This window comes from Herbaspirillum sp. GCM10030257 (assembly GCF_042666555.1).
Lineage (GTDB): Bacteria > Pseudomonadota > Gammaproteobacteria > Burkholderiales > Burkholderiaceae_D > Noviherbaspirillum.
In genome coordinates this window covers 1-20,742 of the sequence record NZ_JBHTDH010000040.1, presented here as the reverse complement: position 1 = coordinate 20,742, position 20,742 = coordinate 1, and the positions used below count along the sequence as shown (strand labels likewise).

Below are 20,742 nucleotides of genomic sequence, written 5' to 3'. Positions count from 1 at the left end.
TCTTCTCCCTATCGGATTTTACTTCTGCCTGCACGCTGTTGAACAGCCCGGCTATCGAGCATCAGCCATGCGGTGATTGCACTGACAAAAGCAAGCAGAGCTGACACCAGCATTACATATCTGAAGCCTGTCACAAACGACCCGGAAACCGCTTGTGCGATCAGTGCCCTGTCCTTCTCGCTGACCGTCGCTGGGATATCGATTGCCGCAAGTTTATCCTTTTGCCGGACAACCTCATGTCTCGCCTGGGAGTCCAGTGATGGCACATTGAGCCTTTGCGATAAACTTTGTGAGAACGCGTGACTCATCACGATGCCAAAAACGGCAATCGCCAGCAGCGATGCTGCCCGCGACACAGCATTATTCGTACCGGAGGCTGCACCCACAAAACCTGGTTCAACGGCGTTCATGACAGTCGTCGTCAGCGGTGCAACACCGATCGCCATGCCAAGGCCAAGCACCAGCATGCCCGGGAAAAAGGTGGTCCAATAGCTGCCGCCCACACCGGGAATCGCCAGCCAGACAAACCCACAACCGACAACACACGGGCCGACAATCAAAGGCAGCCTCGTGCCGATTCTGTCTGCCATTTTGCCCGCCATGTTTGACAGCAGAAACAAGGTCAGAATAAACGGCAGCATGGCGGCACCGGCTTCAGTTGCTGTGTATGCCTGTACCTGTATCAAGTTGAGCGGCACAAAGTAAAGACTGCCTCCCAATGCAGCATATAAAAAAAACGTGAGCAGATTCGCCCCGGCGAAATTGGAAGAGTGAAATAACTGCAAGGGCAACATCGGTGCAGGGTGCCTGCTCTCCACCACAACAAATGCTGTCAGTGCGATCACCGCACAAAGCAATATCCCGAGTATTGTCGGGTCGCTCCAGCCACGCGAAGGTGCGGCAATGAGTCCGTAGACCAGACAGCCCAGCCCAGCACTAACAAGCGAAGCGCCTGGCCAGTCGAGTTTCCGGGGACCATTATCATGCCGACTTTCCGGGACATAGACATAGGACAGCACCAGAACAATTGCGGCAAGCGGGACATTGATCAGAAAAGCGTACCGCCAAGACCAGTGCTCGATGAGGTAACCTCCCATGACAGGTCCGAGTGCAGCCGTGATGGAGGTATATGCGGACCAGATACCGATTGCTTTCCCGCGGATGTTGTCAGGAAAAGAGGCACTGAGGAGCGCCAGGCTGCCCGGGACCAGAAATGCACCGCCCAAGCCCTGAAGTGCCCTCCCGCAGATCAGCATCCAGATGCTTGTCGCCAACGCACACAAGGCTGAAGCAAGGGCAAACAACACAACGCCGAGCGCAAACACTCTACGTCGGCCAAACAGATCGCCAGCACTGCCCCCGACCAGCAGCAATGCCGTCAACAGCAGGGCATACGATTCGATAATCCATTGCGTGTCGGCTGCGTTGGCATTGAATTCTTTTTGCAGTGCGGGCAACGCAACATTGGCCACTGTGCCGTCGATAAAAACCATGCCTGACGCCAGAATAGTTGCCACCAGCACCCATGGTCTAGCCGATGGACGACATGGCACTGTCGCACCACTTGCCTGAAGGAAGTCAGCATCACCTGGAACAGTATTCGTCGACCGCATGCGAGCTCCTTGAAAGAGGCAACAGCAGCTTGAAGGGCAGAGAATATGACACTCGGAACTAAAGGCCGCCTGGAGCATCTGGCTGATCTATTGCTTTCTATGTCTCCCAGCAAATGAACGGCAGTCGCGCCGGCCGCGGTGTCCGGCTAGCCCGGCCTGAACCTTCTCTCCTGCATTGTCTCTGATTCCTTATAGCGACATATTACGAATACGCCGACATGCTGCGGGGATAATCGGTGCTTACCAGCATAGCTTACTTCGTTGCCCCTTACTGGATGCTGTTGAACATTACACAAATGTGGTTAAGGCAAGGTGACCGTATGAAACGCGCCGCAAAACGCACTGCACTTCTGACTTCCGCCCTGCTATCGTTGCTGAATCTGCATGGCGCGCATGCTGCCGATGCGAAGCCGAGGCAAGATCACAAAAGAAGTAGCAGCCAGCCCGCACTACCAAGCGAAGTATCGATTCGTGTTGCCGAATCCGGCTGGGGGAATGTACCGACATGGCAGGTCGAACTGGTTTTGAACGCGGTTGCAGTCGAATTAATGACGCACTTCCCCGGCAAAACGCTTGACCCTGTGCTTGTATCTCCCTCTCAGCGTGGGCCAGTCGTCTTGTATCAGAAAGGTCCTTGGCACGAGTACCAGATTCTTCTTGCAGCGAAAGATCAACGCTGGGCCGAATACATCTACGAATTCTCGCACGAGTTGTTCCATGTACTGGCGGGGTATGAGAAGCACGCGATGCCAGACAGTGCGCGCCATCAATGGTTTGAAGAAATGCTTTGCGAGACGGTTTCTCTGCACATGCTCAAACGTTTCTCTCTCACATGGCAGGAATCTCCACCATTGCCAGAATGGCGCTCCTATGTTCCGACGATGCAGGCTTTCACCAGGCGGGCACTGTCGGAACCGCACAGACAGTTGCCAGCGAACCTGACGTTCGAGCAGTGGTTTCGGACGAATGGCGCGGTGCTCGCTTCGACGCCTTATCTGCGTGAAAAGAATGAGTTGGTAGCGACTATTTTTCTGCCTTACCTGACCAGCAATCCGGACTGGCGTGCAATCTCTTATCTCAATGTCGACCGGGCGGGACGTGCCTCCAGCTTCTACGAGTATCTAACCAAGTGGTACAGAGCCACCCCAGCACGGCATCAGCGCTTTGTCTCGGGTGCGATCCAACTTTTTCGCTTCAATGTGCCGGATAAAACCGCACATACTGCCGACGCAATGTCGACGCCCTTATCTACCACAAGTGGAGCAGACATCAGTGAAGGTCCTGCTGGCGCAATGAGACATTGAGCATTGCATAAAACCGCGGCACTTTACACTTGAAGTCCGTATTGCAGCGGCATATATTGGATTCCACCCACTCCATGGGTTTTAACGCACCAGTCAGCATGTCGCTTCCAGCGTTGCATGTCCTTACCGTACACCCGTACTGGCATTATCGCTGCGCACTGCCATCTTCCTGTTGACAGGAGTTTTTTACTTTGACGGATTTTGGATCCGGGACATTCGGCACGCAATCAGTATGCCGAAGGCTTGCACGATAAATGTAAAGCTTTTCCCCATATATCCTGCCGTCCTTCAGACCTTCGCCACATATCACGCCGCCCAATACTTTCTACATAATAAATCTGCGATGAGTCGGATTGGCTGACCATCGCAATGTTGGGTACGCCTCATGAATCGATGCATGCATACCGGCAGCATCGATTGCAACCGAGGCCGAACCCATAGTCGCCTGCAAGGAGTTTGATATGAAAACCTCGTACTTGAAATTCACTCTAACCGCAGCCTTCGCAATGATCGCTGCAAGCCATGCGCACGCCGATGTCGGTATCTTGGATGGTGCAGATTCCTTCCGCGATTTCCAGTCCACCAAGTCGCGTGCAGAAGTACGCTCGGAACTGGAGAACGATCGTACCCAAGCCTATCCGGTCACAGATGGTACGGGTTTTCGTGACACAAATATTGGAGCACACGGCGTCGCCGGATCGCGTTATTCCACAAAGACGCGCGAAGAGGTCAAATCCGAACTACGCGAGTACAAGCAGCTGCATCGGGCTGATTCTCCAAACGATATTTATTTTGGCGGTTAAGTCATGTAAGACCGAGGCCACCATTACGCGTCAAGATCAGGAGAATAGACTGGGATACTAACCGATTCAGTTTGTCAATCTGCGGCTCTGATGGGAGCGGTACGGCAGGCTTATTACGACGAAGCGTCACAATAATCCTAAGGTACCGGCATCCGGCTTGCCATCAAAATATTTGACGATGCACTGATTAAACACGTCCTTGTCATCTGTGATTTGCGCAAACAGCGTTAGCGATGAATGTAATTTCAGATAATCCGGATAGCCGAATATCTGCTCTGCGGAATGCGCGTTGAGACCAAGTAGTATGGAGCAGCATTCACGCAGGTGTTTGCCAAGCAGCGCATGATCGAGATAGGCACGCGCCTCATCAAGTGAGGCAATCGCGTATCGCTGTGCCATATCGCTATGGCCAAGGCCACGGATTTGCGGAAAGATAAACCACATCCAGTGACTGCGCTTGGACCCGTCTCTGAGTTCCTCGCATACTGTCTTGTAGACCGGTTCCTGCGCAGCCACGAATCTCTGCAAGTTGTAGGGATCGCTCATATTTTCTTCCCTGATGTTGTGAACGGATTTGCCTCCTATGCGGGAATGCGCCGTTCACGAAGCGATAACTCATTGCTGATGCATTGATGGGCGGTGAACAGGTCTACTCTGAGCAATGTCGCCGGAACTACATTCCCAGAAATCGGCCAGACCGTCCATGCCCATCCTATGCAACGTAAGAACTAGCGTGAACCACTAATGTCTATTTGAACTGCCACGCTTTAACGTAGTTCACTTCAAACGCATTTGATTCTCCCGTTGGCGTCCGATCGTTCGGTTGGCCGCTTGCACTGCCAAACCAGAGATCAACGATGAGATACAAGGGTTCGGACACTGTGACTTCATGTGAAAAAACTTCGCGACCATCAAAGTAGAAGGTCTGCCGGTTTGGTTCCCACTTCAGGCCGTAACGATGAAAGCCGGCTGACAGGTCAGGTGTTTCCACTTTGGCATAACCTGCACGTTCGCCTCGGTCGGTCCAGGTGACCGGCGCATACATCATTGGAACCGGAATGCCATCGGCGTCGGGTTTTCCCCAAGGTGCTTCACCGCCCGGATAGGCTTCGAGGATATCAATCTCCGGGCGCCGCTCACCGATCTGGTTGAATAGCCAAAATGCAGGCCATACGCCCTTGCCTTTTGGAAGTTTTGCTTCGATCTCGAAATAGCCGTATTTCTGGGCAAACCGACCATCCGTATCCAGGGTCCGGTTGAAGAATTCACCATTGCTTCCACGTTGCGGCCAGATTTTGAGTGCACCGTTCCGCGTTGCGAAATTTGTGGTCGATGATTCAGTGTCAGTACGATCGGTGCGCCAGACATTGCGATTCAGCTCGCCATTGAATTCGTCGACAAATGTCAGTTCATACTGTCCACCGTCTTGACCTGCAGGACCGCCCGAGGCAGTGGGTGAACTTCCGTTCGACGACACGACTTCCGCAAAAACCTTTGAAGTAGACGGCGAAGTACTAACGATACTGTCTGTTGAACTCCCTCCACAGGCGCTAAGAAACGCGGTGAGCCCTATTATTGTTAGGGATGATCTGGCTGTTACCTGTGGTTTAAGAACCATACTTATCTTCCAATCAAAAAAATCGTGTTCGATAGAGATCAGTTATGATGGTTCCGACTATTTAAAAATACAATTCGAGAGAAAATCTTGTTGAAGCCGCCAACATAAAGAGTCTTTCAACAACGAATCCTTGTTGGATAGCAAGCTTCGTTGATTGCTTGCAAAATCAATGACCAAAAACACGGCTCGCTACCGCAGATAGAAGTATCAATTGCTTGCTCCGGCAATCAAGAACATTGCGTCGTTACAAAAGAAAAGGGTCTGGCTTCAGAAAAGCCAGACCCTTTGTGCCGCAACATAACGCCAGTCATAAGTGGCACAGGTGAAGCATACCAAGGGTGTCACTACGTCTATTGTGATTCGTCACAACCCTGCACACTAGCAATGCATCGACAGCACGAGTTACCGTGTATGGGCCGCAGAGTGCTTTGTTTGCAGCGCGTTGCGCCATCGCTCGGTTTGCCTGTTTTGCTCAAGCACATCTTGAGTCGGCCCGCCCCTTAAGTTTAAGAGGCTTTCATCAATCGCCTGCAGCTGTCGGATAAGCCGACCACGTTCTTCGTAAAATATTTCAAGCAGATCTCCCGTCGACAAGTCTGGTGCAATCTCAAGTTGTTGACGATGTTGCAGGCAGCCTATAGTGTCCGTGACCCTGGCCAATTCCTGGCACACGGTTTGTTTCAGCGCGAGCAGATCCCTGCTTCTGAAGGAAGTGTCAGTTGCTCCCATATCCCCTCCGATTTCACGTCCGATAAGAATATCGACAAGAAGTTCTATATGAATTAGGGATACTTACGCAGGCATATCGACTACTTAGTGAAGCGCAGGCTCCTTAATTGCAAGGCTTGCCGCTTATCTTACGGCGGTTTGGCCAGAAGATAGCAACCAGTCCGGCATGCTTTTCCAGCTTTAAGAAATTAGAACAAGCCACTAAAGCAGTCAAACTTCTTACTTTGCCCAAATATATGGCAATCTGGATCTAGATCAACGTTACACAAAAGAAATATTTTTCATAAAAGTTGGTACTTTTGCATCCACAATGTACGAAATCGTACGTAATATTGCAACGGCGAACGGGTTGGTTGGTGATCTGGAGTAACCAACTTTCCCTGATTCGTGATTAGGTCCGACCTGACAGGTCATAACTTTTTTGAAAAATCATATGCAGAACATGAAAGTAGGAACAAAACTGATTCTCGGCTTTCTTTGCATAGCCATCCTGGGTGCGGTCGTTGCGGTGATCGGGATATACAGCATGGGTCGTATGAATGACAAAGCTGCCGAGATGTACCATAACGAGCTTCTCGGCTTGTCGTACATTAAGGACGCAAACATTAATCTTATCTACGCCGGCCGTGCCCGTGGAAATGTTCTGTTGTCGATGACCGCCGAAGAGCGCGATCTCAATACGGCCAATATCAAGAAGTATTTAGGACAGGTGAACGACAACCTGGACAAGGCAAAACCCCTTTTTGTTACCGAAAGAGCAAAACAGATATTTGCACAGTACGCTCAGGCCTCGGAAAACTACGAAAAGGAAATGGCGAAAGCGCTGGCGTTGGCCAGTAAAGAGAGCCTTCAGTCATATAGCGAAGAACTCAAAAAGGAGCTTGAGACCACGCGTCACTACGCCAACACACTGGACAACTTGCTCGCCGAATTGGCAAAGCAGAAGGAAGCGCGTGCAAAGACGGCATCGGAGGAAACTTCCACACTGTACGAATCGAGTTTCGCACTAATGAGCGCACTCGTGCTTTGCAGCCTTGCCGCCGGCATTGCGCTTGGCCTCCTGGTGACACGCAACCTGACCAGGCAATTGGGCGGTGAACCGCACTACGCAGCGGAAATTGCAGCAAAAGTTGCTGCAGGCGACCTCAGTGTGGATGTGCAGACCAAGGCGGGTGACCAATCGAGCTTGCTGTATGCCATGAAGAAAATGCGTGAAAGTCTGTCCACCGTCGTCGCCCAGGTACGTGCCGGTACTGACACGATCGCGTCTGCTTCCACACAGATTGCCAGCGGCAACCAGGATTTGTCCTCGCGCACTGAACAGCAGGCCAGTTCGCTGGAAGAGACTGCGTCGTCCATGGAAGAGCTGACCTCAACCGTCAAACAAAATGCCGACAACGCCCGTCAGGCCAACTCGCTGGCGGAAGCGGCGTCGGGTGTGGCTGCCAAAGGCGGTGAGGTGATCCTTCAGGTAGTCGGGACCATGCACGAAATCAATGACTCCGCAGCGAAGATCGTGGATATTATCGGCGTCATCGACGGTATTGCTTTCCAGACCAATATCCTGGCACTCAACGCGGCCGTTGAAGCAGCGCGTGCCGGCGAACAAGGAAGGGGCTTTGCTGTCGTCGCAAGCGAAGTACGTAATCTCGCCCAACGGTCCGCCGCTGCGGCGAAGGAAATCAAATCCCTGATTGGCGACTCTGTCGAGAAAGTCGAAAACGGCAGCAAGCTAGTCAATGAGGCCGGCTCCACCATGACGGAAATCGTCGACAGCGTTAAGCGTGTCACGGATATCATGGCGGAAATTACGGCTGCAAGTCAGGAACAGACTGCCGGCATCGAGCAAATCAACCTGGCCATTAATCAGATGGATGAAGTAACGCAGCAAAATGCGGCACTGGTGGAAGAGGCTGCCGCGGCGGCGGCAGCCATGCAGGAACAAGCTGGCAAGCTGTCAGAGGTTGTGAGTGTATTTAAGATCGAGAGCATGCAGCAGCTGCCCGACCAATTCGGTAAAGCGCAATTAACTACGTCCCAACGTGTTGTTCCTGCGGTGCCACGCGTAAAAAAAGAGGCCGTCGTATCGCACTCCGCCAAGCCTGCCATCTCATCACCACGACGTGTCGCCATGACGTCCGCGAAGGATGACTGGGAAGAGTTTTGATGGGTTATTGAATGCAAGTTGGCAGCACGGCTTGATGCAAACACGGCCGTGGGACACCGAGGTGTATAGTGATTCCCCTGCGAGATTGTTTCTCCCAGGGGAATTTGTTTATGCAGGTAAACTATCGCGCTGCTCGCTTTCCATGTTAATGAAAGACGAGATTTTTGGCATTTGATGCCATGGCTGTCCAAGGCTAAGCTTCAAACCTATTATGAAACCACTAACGATTTTTTCAGTCTGCAATATATGATGGCATATTGATACTGCATAGGGATAAACATGAACGAAGAGGTCTCGCGGTCCGTTGTCCTGATGTCGGCCATTGAACATGCGGATCATGAACGTCGAATACTAACGGATGAAGATCGGCAGTATGCGAGCCGCAGTGCAAACGAACTTGCGCAGTGGCAGGCCGCAGAAAAGGGTGAAGCGATATCGCCGGAAACCTTTCTGGAGAAACGCGCCGAACAGGTGTTAAAGAAAGTCGCGGAGCGCCATCCCGGTTTTTCGAGACTGCTGGGCGGACGCTATCGATGGACTATGTTGGGCGTGGCGATGCCCCTGATTGCCTTGATATCCGGCTTTGCGATTGACCGCATTGCGGACCCGCACCGGGTCGACTTGTTGTCGGCTCCCTTGTTGCTGATCCTTGCCTGGAATGTGTTTACATATGTTGCATTGCTGGTCTGGCCGTTCATCCCTGCATTAAAGTCCAGAGTGCCGTACGCCGGTATGCTGTCATCGCTATCGACAGGCAGGTTGAGCTTGCCACGAAAGTTGCCGGCTACCTTGACTGCGGCAGCGACCCAGTTTGGCGAGGAGTGGACACGGTTGAGCATGCCGCTTGCTTTGGCGCGATTCAAGCGCTATGTGCATTTCAGTGCCGCGTTGTTCGCTTTGGGCGCTGTGCTTTCCTTGTATGCGCGCGGACTCCTATCGCAATATCGTACTGGCTGGGAAAGTACCTTTCTGAACGCAGAACAACTACACGCCCTGCTCTCCTTCATATTTGCACCGGCCATGCTGATTTTTCCGTTGCAAGGATTTTCGATTGCGGATGTCAGGGCGCTCGAAGGGACGCATTCCTTGTCGCCCGCGGATGGGGCACGTTGGGTGCATCTTTATGCCGCGACACTTTTTTTGATCGTCATTGTTCCGCGCCTTGCCTTGTCACTGCTTGCGCGACACAAGGAACGCAAGCTCGCCCGGCATTTCCCAATTGACCTGACGCAGCCGTATTACCGCAAGCTGACCAGCAAAATCGGCAAGTCTGAAACAGCCGTGCTGCGGGTCTTGCCGTATAGTTTTACGATCGACGAAACCCGCGACAAGAATCTTTTGATCGTGGCGCAAATGCTGCTCGGCGATAACTCACGCGTCATGCTGCGTCCATCTACCGCCTATGGTGAAAGCCCGCATGACGCCATGAACGCGCTTAAATCGGATAGCGCTGATGCTGCACTGACTGTCGTGCTGTTTAATTTGAACGCGACACCAGAGAACGAGAATCACGGCGCATTTCTCGACCTTCTTGCAGGCACGTTCAAAGGACGGCCGCTTGCGCTGATTGATGAATCTGCTTACCTTGAGCGAGTAGGTGGCCAGACTGGCGGCGATCAACGCATCCGGGAGCGGATCGCCTTATGGACTCAGTTCTGCGAGCTACATCAGACGGTAGCCGTCGTGGTTAATCTGCTCAATCCACTTGCCAGGGCAGAAGACATTGAACGTGGATTAACCGCCAGGTCCCGCGCATGATGAACGAAACGCCAACGAATAACAGGATCCAGCTTGCCCTGATCTCGCATACCAATGCGGGTAAGACTACCCTTACCCGTACGCTGCTTGGCATGGATGTAGGCGAGGTGCGTGACGCGCCGCATGTCACCGTGAGCTCCGAGTCCCACGCTTTGCTGACAACGGACGCCGGCGACAAACTCGAACTGTGGGACACACCTGGCTTCGGCGATTCGGTACGCCTGTTAAAGCGCTTGAGTTTTTCGGACAATCCTATCGGATGGTTCTTGCGTGAAATCATCGACCGCTATCGTGACCGACCATTCTGGTTAAGCCAGCAGGCTATGAGAACGGCGCGCGATGCCGCGGACGTTGTGCTCTATTTAGTCAATTCGTCAGAAGACCCGCGCGACACGGGTTACCTGATACCGGAGATGAAGATCCTCCAGTGGCTGGATAAGCCAGTTGTCGTTTTGCTCAATCAGATGGGTCGGCCACGACCCGCCGCGGAAGAAACGGCGGAGCAGCAGCGCTGGAAAGACTTTCTTGCTGATTATCCCGTGGTAAAAAAAGTGATTGCGCTTGATGCCTTTGCGCGTTGCTGGATACATGAGCGTGTGTTTTTCGAGGCGGTCGGGGATCTGATCGCTCCTGCTCAGCAACCTGCGTATGCTCGGCTGCTGCAGGAATGGGAACAGCAGAACGAAGAACGCCTGCATGCCGCGACCCGGCTCATTGCAGACCACCTGATTGCCGCCGCACGTGACAGTGAGATCGTCGAGACCGGTGGCAGACCAATCGTTGGCTCGGTACTGAAGGTGATCGGTATGGGCAAGCAACGCGAGGCCGCGTATGTCAACAAGGCGATGAATGTGTTGATGACGCGATTAAACGAGCGCATATTGGCGGCCACAACGGCGCTACTCAAGATATATCGGCTCGATGCCGGCGCCGCCGCCAAAATCAATGAACGGGTAAGCCAGTGTGTCGTCGTACGTGCACCCGTCGATACGAAGCAGGCGGGTTTGATTGGTGCGCTGGTGTCTGGGGCGACCACCGGGGTGTCAGCCGATCTGTTGTCAGGTGGCCTGACATTTGGCGCCGGCGCATTGGTCGGCGCACTCATAGGAGCACTCACATTTACTGGCGCTGCGTGGGCATTCAATACGCAGACCGAGCGCAACGAACCAAAGGTCCAGTTCTCTGACGACTTTCTGCGCACCTTGGTAGTGACGAGCCTCTTGCGCTATCTGGCTGTTGCGCATTTTGGCCGTGGGCGCGGCAATTTTGTTGAAAGCGAAGCGCCAGCGTTTTGGCAAAAAGAAGTGGAAGATGTTGTGGCTTCGAATGAAAAGAAATTGACCGACGCATGGCGAGATGCGCGCAATGGCAATACGGTAAGCATGGTTAATCCAGACCGGCCGCAATACGAAGTGGAAGCTTCGCTTGCCAGCGCATTAGCCCAGATGATCCTGGATGTCCTGAAAAAACTTTACCCGCACTGACTATTTGAGGCCTGTTGCCCGTATGAGGTCTTTACGTCAACCTCCGGTCATGGAAGAACCATACCGCCTGCTACGGATCTAATCTGAGTCCATGCTTCGGGAGAACGAGCATGAATTCCCCTCATCGCTTCCATACATTGATCCCCGTCCTGCTCGTCCTGTTGCTATCCGGTGCTCAAGCCTGCGCAGCAGAAGTTCAAGTGCGTTTTATGCATCCGGACACTTTCACGGATTCCCAGCTAAAAGCCAATTTTGCAGGACCGGATCCCGTGGTGTTGCAGACCATAACAAACCACCTGCAAAGTTTGGCGATGCAATGCCTGCAGAGTTCGCAGACTCTGGACGTGCAGATCCACGATATCGACCTTGCCGGTCAGGTTGAATGGTGGCATGGCGCAGGACGTCGTGACTTGCGAGTCATGCGCGAGGTGACATGGCCGCGTATGGAGCTCTCTTATGTACTGCGCGATGAACGCGGGAGTACGTTGGAGGCGCGCGAGAAAATCAATGATATGAACTATCTGTCGAACAGTTATGCGGCTCGAAGCGCAACCTTCGCAGGTACTCCATTACCGTATGAAAGAGCAATGTTGACGCGATGGTTTGAAACGCGTTTTTGCCAACCGGGCAAGCCGCGCGGAGGATAATGCACATCGCTGTGCCTGCCGCTTTGAAGGGTGACTTACCTACCTCTCACGTCTGCACGTTGCTGACACATTAAGGTACCGCCCCCACCTGCGCATTGCTCGCACATTGCGTGGAATTAACGGCAGCACGCAGTTAGTTCATTTTGACCACGTAGTGGTGCCCTGCGTTGAAATAGTCGATAGGCAACAAGAATGCTAGCGGTTTAACAAGCCAGAAAATTAAGGTGATCGGGTTTACAGCAACACGGTATTAACGGGAGATGTCTGTTGAATGTGCAACGCACTGAATCGGCATTTGTCTACTTACAGCAAAAAAGTTACATTCGCGGCAAGGGCGATTCATAGACTCACGGGTAGAAACCATCATGCCAAAGGTAAGACCGCCTGGAACCATGTTTTAAAAGCAATCCGACCGGCTATTACTCAGAAAGCTGAGCCGAGGGATAAGCCACAGCCTTCCACGTAATCCCGATCTGCACATCGGTTTTGGGCTGCACTAGCGCCAGTGAAAGGTAAGCCTGATCGCGCTCTTTTCTTAGCCGTTCGCCCAGGGTATCTTTAAGGATTCCTGCGCCGGCCATTACACCTTCAAACGAGTGATACGCTCGCAGTAATTTGGCTGCGGTCTTGATGCCAATTTTTGTTACCCCCGGAATGCCGTGATGTTTGTCCCCCATCAAGGCAAGCAGTTCAATGACGCTCTCTGCGGGCACACCGTACTTATTCTCGATCCATTCACTACCATGCCACTCCCGCCGAATCGGGTCCCAGATTCGCGCACCTTGCGACACTAGTGCCAGGTGTGTCTTGTCGTTCGACGCGATCACCACCTCGCCCCTGCCCTCCTTTAACCAGCGTTGTGCAGCAGTCGCAATCACATCGGTGGATTCCGCATTGGGCACGCTGACTGTCATCATCCCGGCATCCCTCACCAGCTGCTGAAAACGTGGCAAGGCGTCTCTCAACGCTTCGGGATAAGTGGCCGTCTTGCGTTGATAACTGGCTGACAAGGATTGTCGAAACGTTGGTCCATCCAGATCGACTACTGCCAACACATGAGTTGGCGTATGCATGTCGACCAGTTTTCTGAACAAGGCGAGCGTATTGTTCAGTACGCTGTCAACATTGGCATTAACAGCACTGCTGATTCCGATCTCATAAATATGCCGCAGGATCGCAGTCCCGTCGATAAGCAAAAGTGTCGCCATTGTCATTCTCCCTGTCTTGTTCCCGATTCCGACCCAGAAAGCGATTCAGAGACAATGAAATGCATTGGCCGCTCCCCGTCGCCTAGTATACAGCGCCGTCGCTGTGCTCCAACCGCAACATGAGGCACAAGAATATTGGATTGGAACGCGATGTCGCCAACCACGCCGATGATCTCGACAATTTACTTTGACGACTCGGAAGTTGAAGTCATGGTTTTTACTATTGACAACGACATTATCCGGAATTGCTAGGCCTGATGCAGAGATAACGATATGGCTTGCATGGTGCATGTGCTCGACGTTCTCCCTTACGGTAGCACCCAGTTGCTCCATCGCTGGCACCGTCTCTTCCAGCGAGCTGGCCTGATGTTCGGCACGGTCGATAAATTCCTATTACCACTTGTAATTTCCATTGAGGCGTTCACGATAGTTTGCGTTCCGCCACGGACTTGCGACACGATACTGAGCAGTTAAAGTTCTAATTCAGGACATCACCGTCTGTCGCGCTGATCTTCGGACATAAATCCTCTAGCGTCGATGAATTAAACGTTTATACAGATTTCGTCCAAATAGCAGTACAAAGGTAACACCCCCGAGCTATCTGCCAAACGCACAAGCGCTATTCCTATAGACAAATGGTTCCGTAGTCGATATCTTGTAATTTCCCGTGAGCAATAATATCGGGCTAGTTACCTTGCCCCCGGCTTGCTGGCGCAGAAACAGCAAAACCGTCCTTCGAATAGAGGAGACCTATGTCAAACCTGCATAATCCGAAATCAATGAGCATCGCCAAAAAGCTTGGCCTTCTCACACTGAGCGCCATTCTCGGTATTGTCGTACTGACAGCGACCTTCCTGTTTTCGGAAAGAAAACTGATTATGGAAGAGCGAAAAGGCAGTGTGCGGCAGACGGTGGAAACCGCACACGGGATCCTGGTGCTCTATCACGATCTGGCTAACAAAGGAAAAATATCCGAGGACGAGGCAAAGCGCAGTGCACTGCAGGCAATCAAGGCGATGCGTTATAGCGGCAATGAGTATTTTTGGGTGAACGATTTCCATCCGCGCATGATCATGCATCCGATCAAACCGGAGCTGGACGGCACTGACCTGACGGCGAACAAGGATCCCACCGGCAAGCATCTGTTTATTGAGTTCGTCAAGATGGTCAAGGCCAATAACGCTGGTTACGTTCATTACATGTGGCCGAAACCGGGCAGCGCGGACCCGGTGCAGAAGGTGTCTTATGTGAAGGGCTTTGCGCCATGGGGCTGGATCATCGGCTCCGGTGTGTATGTCGATACGGTCGACGCCGCGATCCTCAGCCGCCTGATCGAGTTTTCGATTGCGTCGCTACTGCTCGGCGCCGTATTGCTGGTGATCGGCGTGGTCATTTCGCGCGGTTTGCTCAAGCAGCTCGGCGGCGAACCCGCATACGCAACGAGCATTACGCGTCAAATCGCCGAAGGCGACCTGACCGCCGCGATCAACCTGAAGGACGGCGACCAGTCGAGCCTCCTGTATGCGATCAAGGCCATGCGTGACAGCATTGCCGACATCGTCAGCCAGGTCCGGACGGGCACCGAAACCATTGTGACCGCGTCCAGTGAAATTTCGGAAGGCAACAAGGATCTGTCGTCACGCACTGAGCAGCAGGCAGGCTCGCTGGAAGAAACCGCGTCGTCGATGGAAGAGCTGACGTCGACCGTCAAACAAAATGCGGACAATGCGCGCCAGGCGAACCAGCTCGCCGGTTCCGCATCGAGCTTCGCGCTCAAGGGCGGCGACGTTGTCGCGCAGGTCGTCGACACCATGAGCTCGATCACCGATTCATCGAAACGGATCGTCGACATCATCAGCGTCATCGATGGCATTGCGTTTCAAACCAATATCCTGGCCTTGAATGCCGCAGTCGAAGCGGCGCGTGCCGGCGAACAGGGGCGCGGCTTTGCCGTCGTCGCCAGCGAAGTGCGGAGCCTGGCGCAGCGCTCGGCCGCAGCCGCCAAGGAAATCAAAACGCTGATCGGTGACTCGGTTGAAAAAGTGGATACCGGCAGCAAGCTGGTGACCGAGGCCGGCGCGACGATGAACGAAATCGTCGAAAGCGTGAAACGAGTAACCGACATCATTGCGGAAATTGCGGCCGCCAGCCAGGAGCAAAGCACAGGCATCGAGCAGGTCAACCAGGCGATCGGACACATGGATCAGGTGACGCAACAGAATGCCGCACTGGTGGAACAAGCGGCAGCCGCGGCGGAATCGATGCAGGACCAGGCCGCCAGGCTGGCACAGGTCGTCAGCATCTTTAAGACGGAAGATTATCAGGCGATGGTAGTGGCAGAGCGGGCGCCGATTGCCAGAACGACGGCTGCACCGATGTCGCGCACCCGCACCGCACAGGTCGCACCGCAACGTCGCGTCGCGCCCGCGCGCAAAAAGATTGCCGGCGCCGCGGCGCCGGGCGGTGAAGACTGGGAAGAGTTCTGACCGGCTGTTGCCGACGCATGATAGGACGCCATGGCATGCATGGTGAGTGAGTTTATTGTCAACCATAGTTCCAGGATCAATAACGTTTAGAGCCGCTATGTGCTGACAGAAGCTGGTCCGGAGATGTTGAAGACTCAGCGCTCGCCTATTGAGTACGATTACTACTGACGCATCGGCAGCAACCGTGGTTCCTCATAGTGCAAATGTTTGGACTAATCTTCCACTGAAAATTTCGGACTATCTCTTTCGAGCCTTCTCCTCTACCCAAAAAAAAAGCCCTTCTCGTAGAAGGGCAAAGAGGGCGTAGGCCCAAGGAGACAACAGGTGAAGAGGAATGCAGGAAAGCCGCTATGTGCGTTCTAAAAACGGGCACCGGTTTAATTCCTTCCGCGCTTTCCTTAATCCATATGAACAAGTTCCGCTTTCTCTAGACGACGCTTATTAGTTCGCAAATTCAAAATACGGATCTCGCATTTGCAATCCTTGTCCAGACGTTTTCGCATGGACTTCTTCCGCCGAAACCCCGGCGATGTTTGCCGCTACTGAACTTGGCCAGACGATGCGCATGAGATTCGTCGAACCGGATACACCGAAAGGAGTACCGGCGACAACCACCAAAGGCAACATTGGAACACTAAAGCCATGCACTTCGGCTGCGCTGACCGCGTTGTCGACCATTTCTTCAATATTGCATACATCCGGTGCACAAACCGAGTGAATTCCCCAAATAAGGGTGAGCCATCGGGAAACGTGCAAATTGGGGGTAAGACTTAAAATCGGCGTCCGAGGCCTTTCATGCGCGACGCGAAGTGTTGTGGCGCCGGACGAGGTATAGGCGACAGTCGCCACGACCGGTAGCACGTCCGCGACAGTACGGATGGCTGCGCAGATTGCATCCGTTGCGCTTTCGGTCTTACGGTGACTGGCCGCGTTCATCATTTTACGTTGCAGTGGGTCGCTCTCAACTGCCTTGATGATGCGGTCCATCATCGAGACTGCTTCGATTGGAAAGGTACCGGACGCGGATTCTGCGGAAAGCATCACCGCATCAACACCGTCATAAACGGCGGTTGCCACATCGCTGGCCTCTGCCCGTGTCGGCGTGGGCGACGAAATCATGGATTCAAGCATCTGGGTGGCAACCACCACTGGCTTCCCTGCTTCGCGGCACGCACGCACAATGCGCTTCTGTAGTAGCGGTACCTGTTCAGCCGGAAGCTCTACGCCAAGATCTCCACGCGCAACCATAATTCCGTCGGCTTGTTCTATGATGGCATCCAGGAACTCGATTGCGGACGGCTTTTCCAGCTTCGCCATGACGCGCGCTCGTCCATTGACGATTGACTTTAGCTCAATAAGATCTTCGGGGCACTGAACAAATGACAATGCGATCCAGTCCACTCCCAGTTCCAACCCGAATGCAAGATCTTCCCTATCTTTTTCTGTCAATGCAGAAAGCGGCAGAATCGAGCCCGGGACGTTCACACCCTTTCGATCGGACAAGACGCCTCCATTTACTGCTACGGTCTCGGCAAAATTATGGCCACAGGAGACGATGCGCAGGCGTACCTTTCCGTCGTCGATGAGTAAGTCATGCCCCGGCTTGATAGCGGAAAAAATCTCTGGATGCAGCAGTGGCGCGCGTCTGTTAGAACCCGGACTTGGGTCCAGGTCCAAACGGAATTCCTGGCCGGCTTCAATCTGTTCCCTGCCAGCGGCAAATCGTCCAAGTCTGAGTTTGGGTCCCTGCAAGTCAAGCAGGATACCAATGGGGCGGCCGATCTCCTTTTCCAGATCACGTATTGCCTCATAACGCCTGCGATGGTCGTCATGTGTTCCGTGACTGAAATTAAGACGGAATACGTCGGCACCGTTTTCATATAGTTCACGGATTTTTTCACGCTCAGAGCTTGCTGGTCCTAGAGTCGCTAAAATCTTGGTGTTGCGCCCGCGGCGGGCGTTAAGCCTGATGTTCATGTGCATTCCCCTGTCAAACTCAAAGTAGCGTACTGAGTTAGTCGCCGTGCTTTAAACAAACTATAGATTGTCGATAGGAATTGATCTAATCGTAATTTATTATTTGCTTCATCAATCTTTCTTATTCGCTTAAATCCTTTTATAAAAGATAAGCGAAAAGGCAAATGACAGTGCCAAGCAAGCACGGTACAGCACGTTATATTGAATGGATGTGTCCAAAGCGTCCCAAATATAAAGGTGTCAATGCATAGTTCGTTTAATGACTTAGCGTTAATGAAGCAGGACTGGACCATCGATCTGCATATAACGCATATGCAGTCGTTTCAGATCGCCGCGTGAATGAAGGTGTGCGAGCACTTCCTGCAGTCGATCTCTTATACTTTTAGCGATTGTGTTCGATATTGCAAGGTACTCCGGCTGGATGTTTATCACTCCAGGCAATATGCGTAGCCTTGAATGGAAATTTTTATTCGACAGTTCATGTACCAGAGACAGATCCGTTAGGTATGCGAGTCGGCCGCGCCCAGCGATGAGCTTATTCAAATTGTTATACGTGTTATGTGCCCCTGCATCAATATTAGTTACACCGTTGTGCAGGAGATAATCGACGTGTTCCGTTCCATGTACGACAAGTACAATCATGTTTTTATTGGCAGCTTTCAAACCGTCGAGCGTCACGTTATCGACGGGATCGTCAATTCTGGCCGCAAGGCGCATTTCGGTCCAATACAATGGCGTGTTTAAAAACGAAAACAATAAATTGCGTTTTTGTGTGCGGCCTATTCCGCAGAATAGATCCAGCTCGCCTTTCGCCAGGCTCGCTTCAATCCTGAGTTTCGGGTAAAAGCGGTCATAGCCAGTAAACTTAATGTCGGGTGCCGCGGCTTCAATGGCTTTTAGTATATCGATGCACAAGCCGCTCATTTCCCCATTTCTCATCAGGTACTTTGGCGCACTATCCTCCGCTGCAGTGCGCAGCTCGACAGCCCGTGCGACCGTGTGTCCCGTTATCAGGCACATGGTACAAAACAACCACTTCAACAATTTAACAGACGACATCATGGCGACCCCACAAAGATTATGTAAGTCTGATGATTAAGCATCCGGGGCCGTCAAGCCGCATGAACACTGGGGGCTTAGTCCCTACGAGCCGACCTTTATGGGAGCGCGCAGTCGATTTGTTGTGTACCGGGCGACCGCGTGAAATTTAAATTGAGGCGCTTTTCCGCATTAAGTCAATCCGGACTCTTCTGAAAGAAGCTGATGTCGTACTTGATTCATTCAACTCAGTTGCCGATTGAGCTCACGCGCATACACATCGTATGTGCTTGAGGCAGACAGTCTGAAGTTATGGCAACCGCCATGGAAATTTAACAAGCAGTCATCGCCGGATTGAAGGCAATGACTGCTACTGCTGCAACGTCCTTAGAAAGCGGCAACGTTACACCGGCAAATACCGAATCTGAGTTGCGTCTATTCCCAGGCGAACAGGAGCGGATTCGGCAAACGGAGTCATTCCAGAAAAATGTGCCTGGTCCGCCGTAACAAGAGATTGCCCGACTCGCACACGATAGCGGGTAAATTCTCCAAGAAACTCAGTATGCTCTACTGCCCCATTTAGCCACAAGAAAGCACCGTCTCGCACGCTATCGCCTACCTGCATCTTGATCGTATGAGGCCTGAAGCTGATTGCCATCCGCCCAGTGCGGGCTTCAGGATGTTTCGGCAAAATCATTTCGCCTATGCCCGGCGCTTTAAAGCGTACGACGTCGCCGTTAATCTGGTCAATCTCGCCGGTCAGGAGATTGGTGGTACCGACGAAGTTGGCCACGAACGGATTGGCCGGATAGTCGAACAGCGCCGCCGGCGTGCCCAGCTGCTGCACGATGCCCTTGTCCATCACCGCCATCCGGTCGGCGGTCGTCATCGCTTCTTCCTGGTCATGCGTGACAAACACCGTGGTAATGCCCAACTTGCGTTGCAAGTCCCGAAGCTCTTCACGCATCTGCACGCGCAGTTTCTTGTCCAGGTTCGACAGCGGCTCGTCGAGCAGCAGCACCTGCGGCTCGATCACGATGGTGCGTGCCAGCGCCACCCGCTGTTGCTGGCCGCCGGAGAGCTGGTTCGGACGCCGGTTCGCATACTGCGACAGGCTCACCAGTTCCAGCGCCGCACCGACCTTTTGCCGGATGGTCGCCTTGTCGACGCGCCGCTCGACCAGGCCGAACGCGACATTGTCCCAGATCGTCATGTGCGGCCACAGCGCATAGCTCTGGAACACCATGCCGATGTTGCGCGCATGCGGCGGCACGCCGGTGATGTCGCGGCCGTCGACCAGCAGTTCGCCGCGCTGGTGCTGGTTGAAGCCGGCGATCAGCCGCAGCAGCGTCGACTTGCCCGAGCCGGACGGGCCGAGCAGCGCAAAGAATTCGCCCGGCTCGATGCGCAGGTTGATGTCCTTCAAGACTTCCGTCTTGCCGCCGTCATACGACAGCCCGATGTTCTTGCACTCTACTGCGATCTTTTTCAATTGCTTCATGATGTCACCTCTGTTCCCTTGATTGCAATTTGTCCGGCCGTGGGGGCCGGGGTATGGGTTTTCACTTCTGGCAATGCAGCTGGTTCTTCGTCATCGACCTGACGTGTGCGGGTCAGTGCGGAAGTGCGCTCGACGATCACATGCGATGCATACGTGCCCAGCGCCACAATGACCACCGCCAGCACCCCCATCGCCGCACCCGGACCGCGCCCAGCCACGCTTTGCATGTACAGGTAAATCCCGTAGCTCATCGGCGCCTGCGATTCCGACGTCGTCAGCAGGATCGTCGCCGACAACTCCACCGCCGCCGTGATGAAGCTGGTCACAAACCCGGCCAGGATGCCGCCAGCCATCAGCGGCACCACGATGCGCCGGATCGTGCTGGCCTTGCTCGCGCCCAGGCTTTCCG

The 20,742-nt window shown here is 53.3% G+C and carries 16 protein-coding genes; 7 read left to right on the top strand and 9 right to left on the bottom strand.

Annotated features, from left to right (window positions below):
• Positions 1 to 8: 8 nt before the first annotated feature.
• Positions 9 to 1,613: an MFS transporter gene (locus ACFQUU_RS26795; protein ID WP_382251313.1), complete on the bottom strand. Its 1,605-nt coding sequence runs from the start codon at positions 1,611 to 1,613 to the stop codon at positions 9 to 11.
• A gap of 320 nt (positions 1,614 to 1,933) precedes the next feature.
• Here ACFQUU_RS26795 and ACFQUU_RS26790 point away from each other — a divergent pair, with 320 nt between their 5' ends.
• Together ACFQUU_RS26790 and ACFQUU_RS26785 are read left to right on the top strand one after the other, a co-directional pair.
• Positions 1,934 to 2,917: a hypothetical protein gene (locus ACFQUU_RS26790; protein WP_382251311.1), complete on the top strand. Its 984-nt coding sequence runs from the start codon at positions 1,934 to 1,936 to the stop codon at positions 2,915 to 2,917.
• A gap of 461 nt (positions 2,918 to 3,378) precedes the next feature.
• Positions 3,379 to 3,720 carry a DUF4148 domain-containing protein gene (locus tag ACFQUU_RS26785; protein ID WP_382251309.1) on the top strand — a complete coding sequence of 114 codons (342 nt, stop codon included), beginning with the start codon at positions 3,379 to 3,381 and terminating at the stop codon, positions 3,718 to 3,720.
• Between the two features lie 126 nt (positions 3,721 to 3,846).
• Here ACFQUU_RS26785 and ACFQUU_RS26780 read toward each other — a convergent pair whose 3' ends face one another.
• The 3 genes from ACFQUU_RS26780 to ACFQUU_RS26770 all read right to left on the bottom strand — a co-directional run bounded on the left by ACFQUU_RS26780 (position 3,847) and on the right by ACFQUU_RS26770 (position 6,067).
• Positions 3,847 to 4,266: a DUF1810 domain-containing protein gene (locus tag ACFQUU_RS26780; protein WP_382251306.1), complete on the bottom strand. Its 420-nt coding sequence runs from the start codon at positions 4,264 to 4,266 to the stop codon at positions 3,847 to 3,849.
• A 202-nt stretch (positions 4,267 to 4,468) separates the two neighbouring features.
• Complete coding sequence (locus ACFQUU_RS26775) at positions 4,469 to 5,197, bottom strand: family 16 glycosylhydrolase (RefSeq protein ID WP_382251304.1); 729 nt, start codon at positions 5,195 to 5,197, stop codon at positions 4,469 to 4,471.
• Between the two features lie 543 nt (positions 5,198 to 5,740).
• Positions 5,741 to 6,067, bottom strand: a complete 327-nt coding sequence (locus ACFQUU_RS26770) for a hypothetical protein (RefSeq protein ID WP_382251302.1) — start codon at positions 6,065 to 6,067, stop codon at positions 5,741 to 5,743.
• Positions 6,068 to 6,509: 442 nt separating this feature from the next.
• Here ACFQUU_RS26770 and ACFQUU_RS26765 point away from each other — a divergent pair, with 442 nt between their 5' ends.
• The 4 genes from ACFQUU_RS26765 (at position 6,510) to ACFQUU_RS26750 (ending at position 12,123) form a co-directional block, all read left to right on the top strand.
• Positions 6,510 to 8,234 carry a methyl-accepting chemotaxis protein gene (locus tag ACFQUU_RS26765; RefSeq protein ID WP_382251300.1) on the top strand — a complete coding sequence of 575 codons (1,725 nt, stop codon included), beginning with the start codon at positions 6,510 to 6,512 and terminating at the stop codon, positions 8,232 to 8,234.
• Positions 8,235 to 8,513: 279 nt separating this feature from the next.
• A complete protein-coding gene (locus ACFQUU_RS26760) occupies positions 8,514 to 9,992 on the top strand; it encodes a DUF2868 domain-containing protein (RefSeq protein ID WP_382251298.1) in 1,479 nt (492 codons plus the stop codon).
• Complete coding sequence (locus ACFQUU_RS26755) at positions 9,989 to 11,476, top strand: DUF3482 domain-containing protein (protein WP_382251296.1); 1,488 nt, start codon at positions 9,989 to 9,991, stop codon at positions 11,474 to 11,476. Before ACFQUU_RS26760 ends, ACFQUU_RS26755 begins: the two co-directional genes overlap by 4 nt.
• Positions 11,477 to 11,586: 110 nt before the next feature.
• Positions 11,587 to 12,123 carry a DUF3016 domain-containing protein gene (locus ACFQUU_RS26750; RefSeq protein WP_382251293.1) on the top strand — a complete coding sequence of 179 codons (537 nt, stop codon included), beginning with the start codon at positions 11,587 to 11,589 and terminating at the stop codon, positions 12,121 to 12,123.
• Positions 12,124 to 12,542: 419 nt separating this feature from the next.
• On the opposite strand, the gene ACFQUU_RS26745 is transcribed toward ACFQUU_RS26750, so the two are convergent.
• Positions 12,543 to 13,331, bottom strand: coding sequence for a 5'-3' exonuclease H3TH domain-containing protein (locus tag ACFQUU_RS26745; RefSeq protein ID WP_382251291.1), 789 nt, complete (start codon positions 13,329 to 13,331; stop codon positions 12,543 to 12,545).
• A gap of 752 nt (positions 13,332 to 14,083) precedes the next feature.
• Between ACFQUU_RS26745 and ACFQUU_RS26740 the strand changes: the two genes are divergently transcribed.
• A complete protein-coding gene (locus ACFQUU_RS26740) occupies positions 14,084 to 15,817 on the top strand; it encodes a methyl-accepting chemotaxis protein (RefSeq protein WP_382251288.1) in 1,734 nt (577 codons plus the stop codon).
• 441 nt (positions 15,818 to 16,258) lie between these two features.
• Here ACFQUU_RS26740 and pyk read toward each other — a convergent pair whose 3' ends face one another.
• The 4 genes from pyk to ACFQUU_RS26720 form a co-directional block, all read right to left on the bottom strand.
• A complete protein-coding gene (pyk, locus tag ACFQUU_RS26735; RefSeq protein ID WP_382251285.1) occupies positions 16,259 to 17,794 on the bottom strand; it encodes a pyruvate kinase in 1,536 nt (511 codons plus the stop codon).
• Positions 17,795 to 18,064: 270 nt separating this feature from the next.
• Positions 18,065 to 18,856 carry a substrate-binding periplasmic protein gene (locus ACFQUU_RS26730; protein ID WP_382251282.1) on the bottom strand — a complete coding sequence of 264 codons (792 nt, stop codon included), beginning with the start codon at positions 18,854 to 18,856 and terminating at the stop codon, positions 18,065 to 18,067.
• A gap of 379 nt (positions 18,857 to 19,235) precedes the next feature.
• Positions 19,236 to 20,324, bottom strand: a complete 1,089-nt coding sequence (locus tag ACFQUU_RS26725; RefSeq protein WP_382251323.1) for an ABC transporter ATP-binding protein — start codon at positions 20,322 to 20,324, stop codon at positions 19,236 to 19,238.
• 5 nt (positions 20,325 to 20,329) lie between these two features.
• Positions 20,330 to 20,742: ABC transporter permease subunit (locus ACFQUU_RS26720; protein ID WP_382251279.1), on the bottom strand; the 413-nt coding region annotated here is incomplete at its 5' end.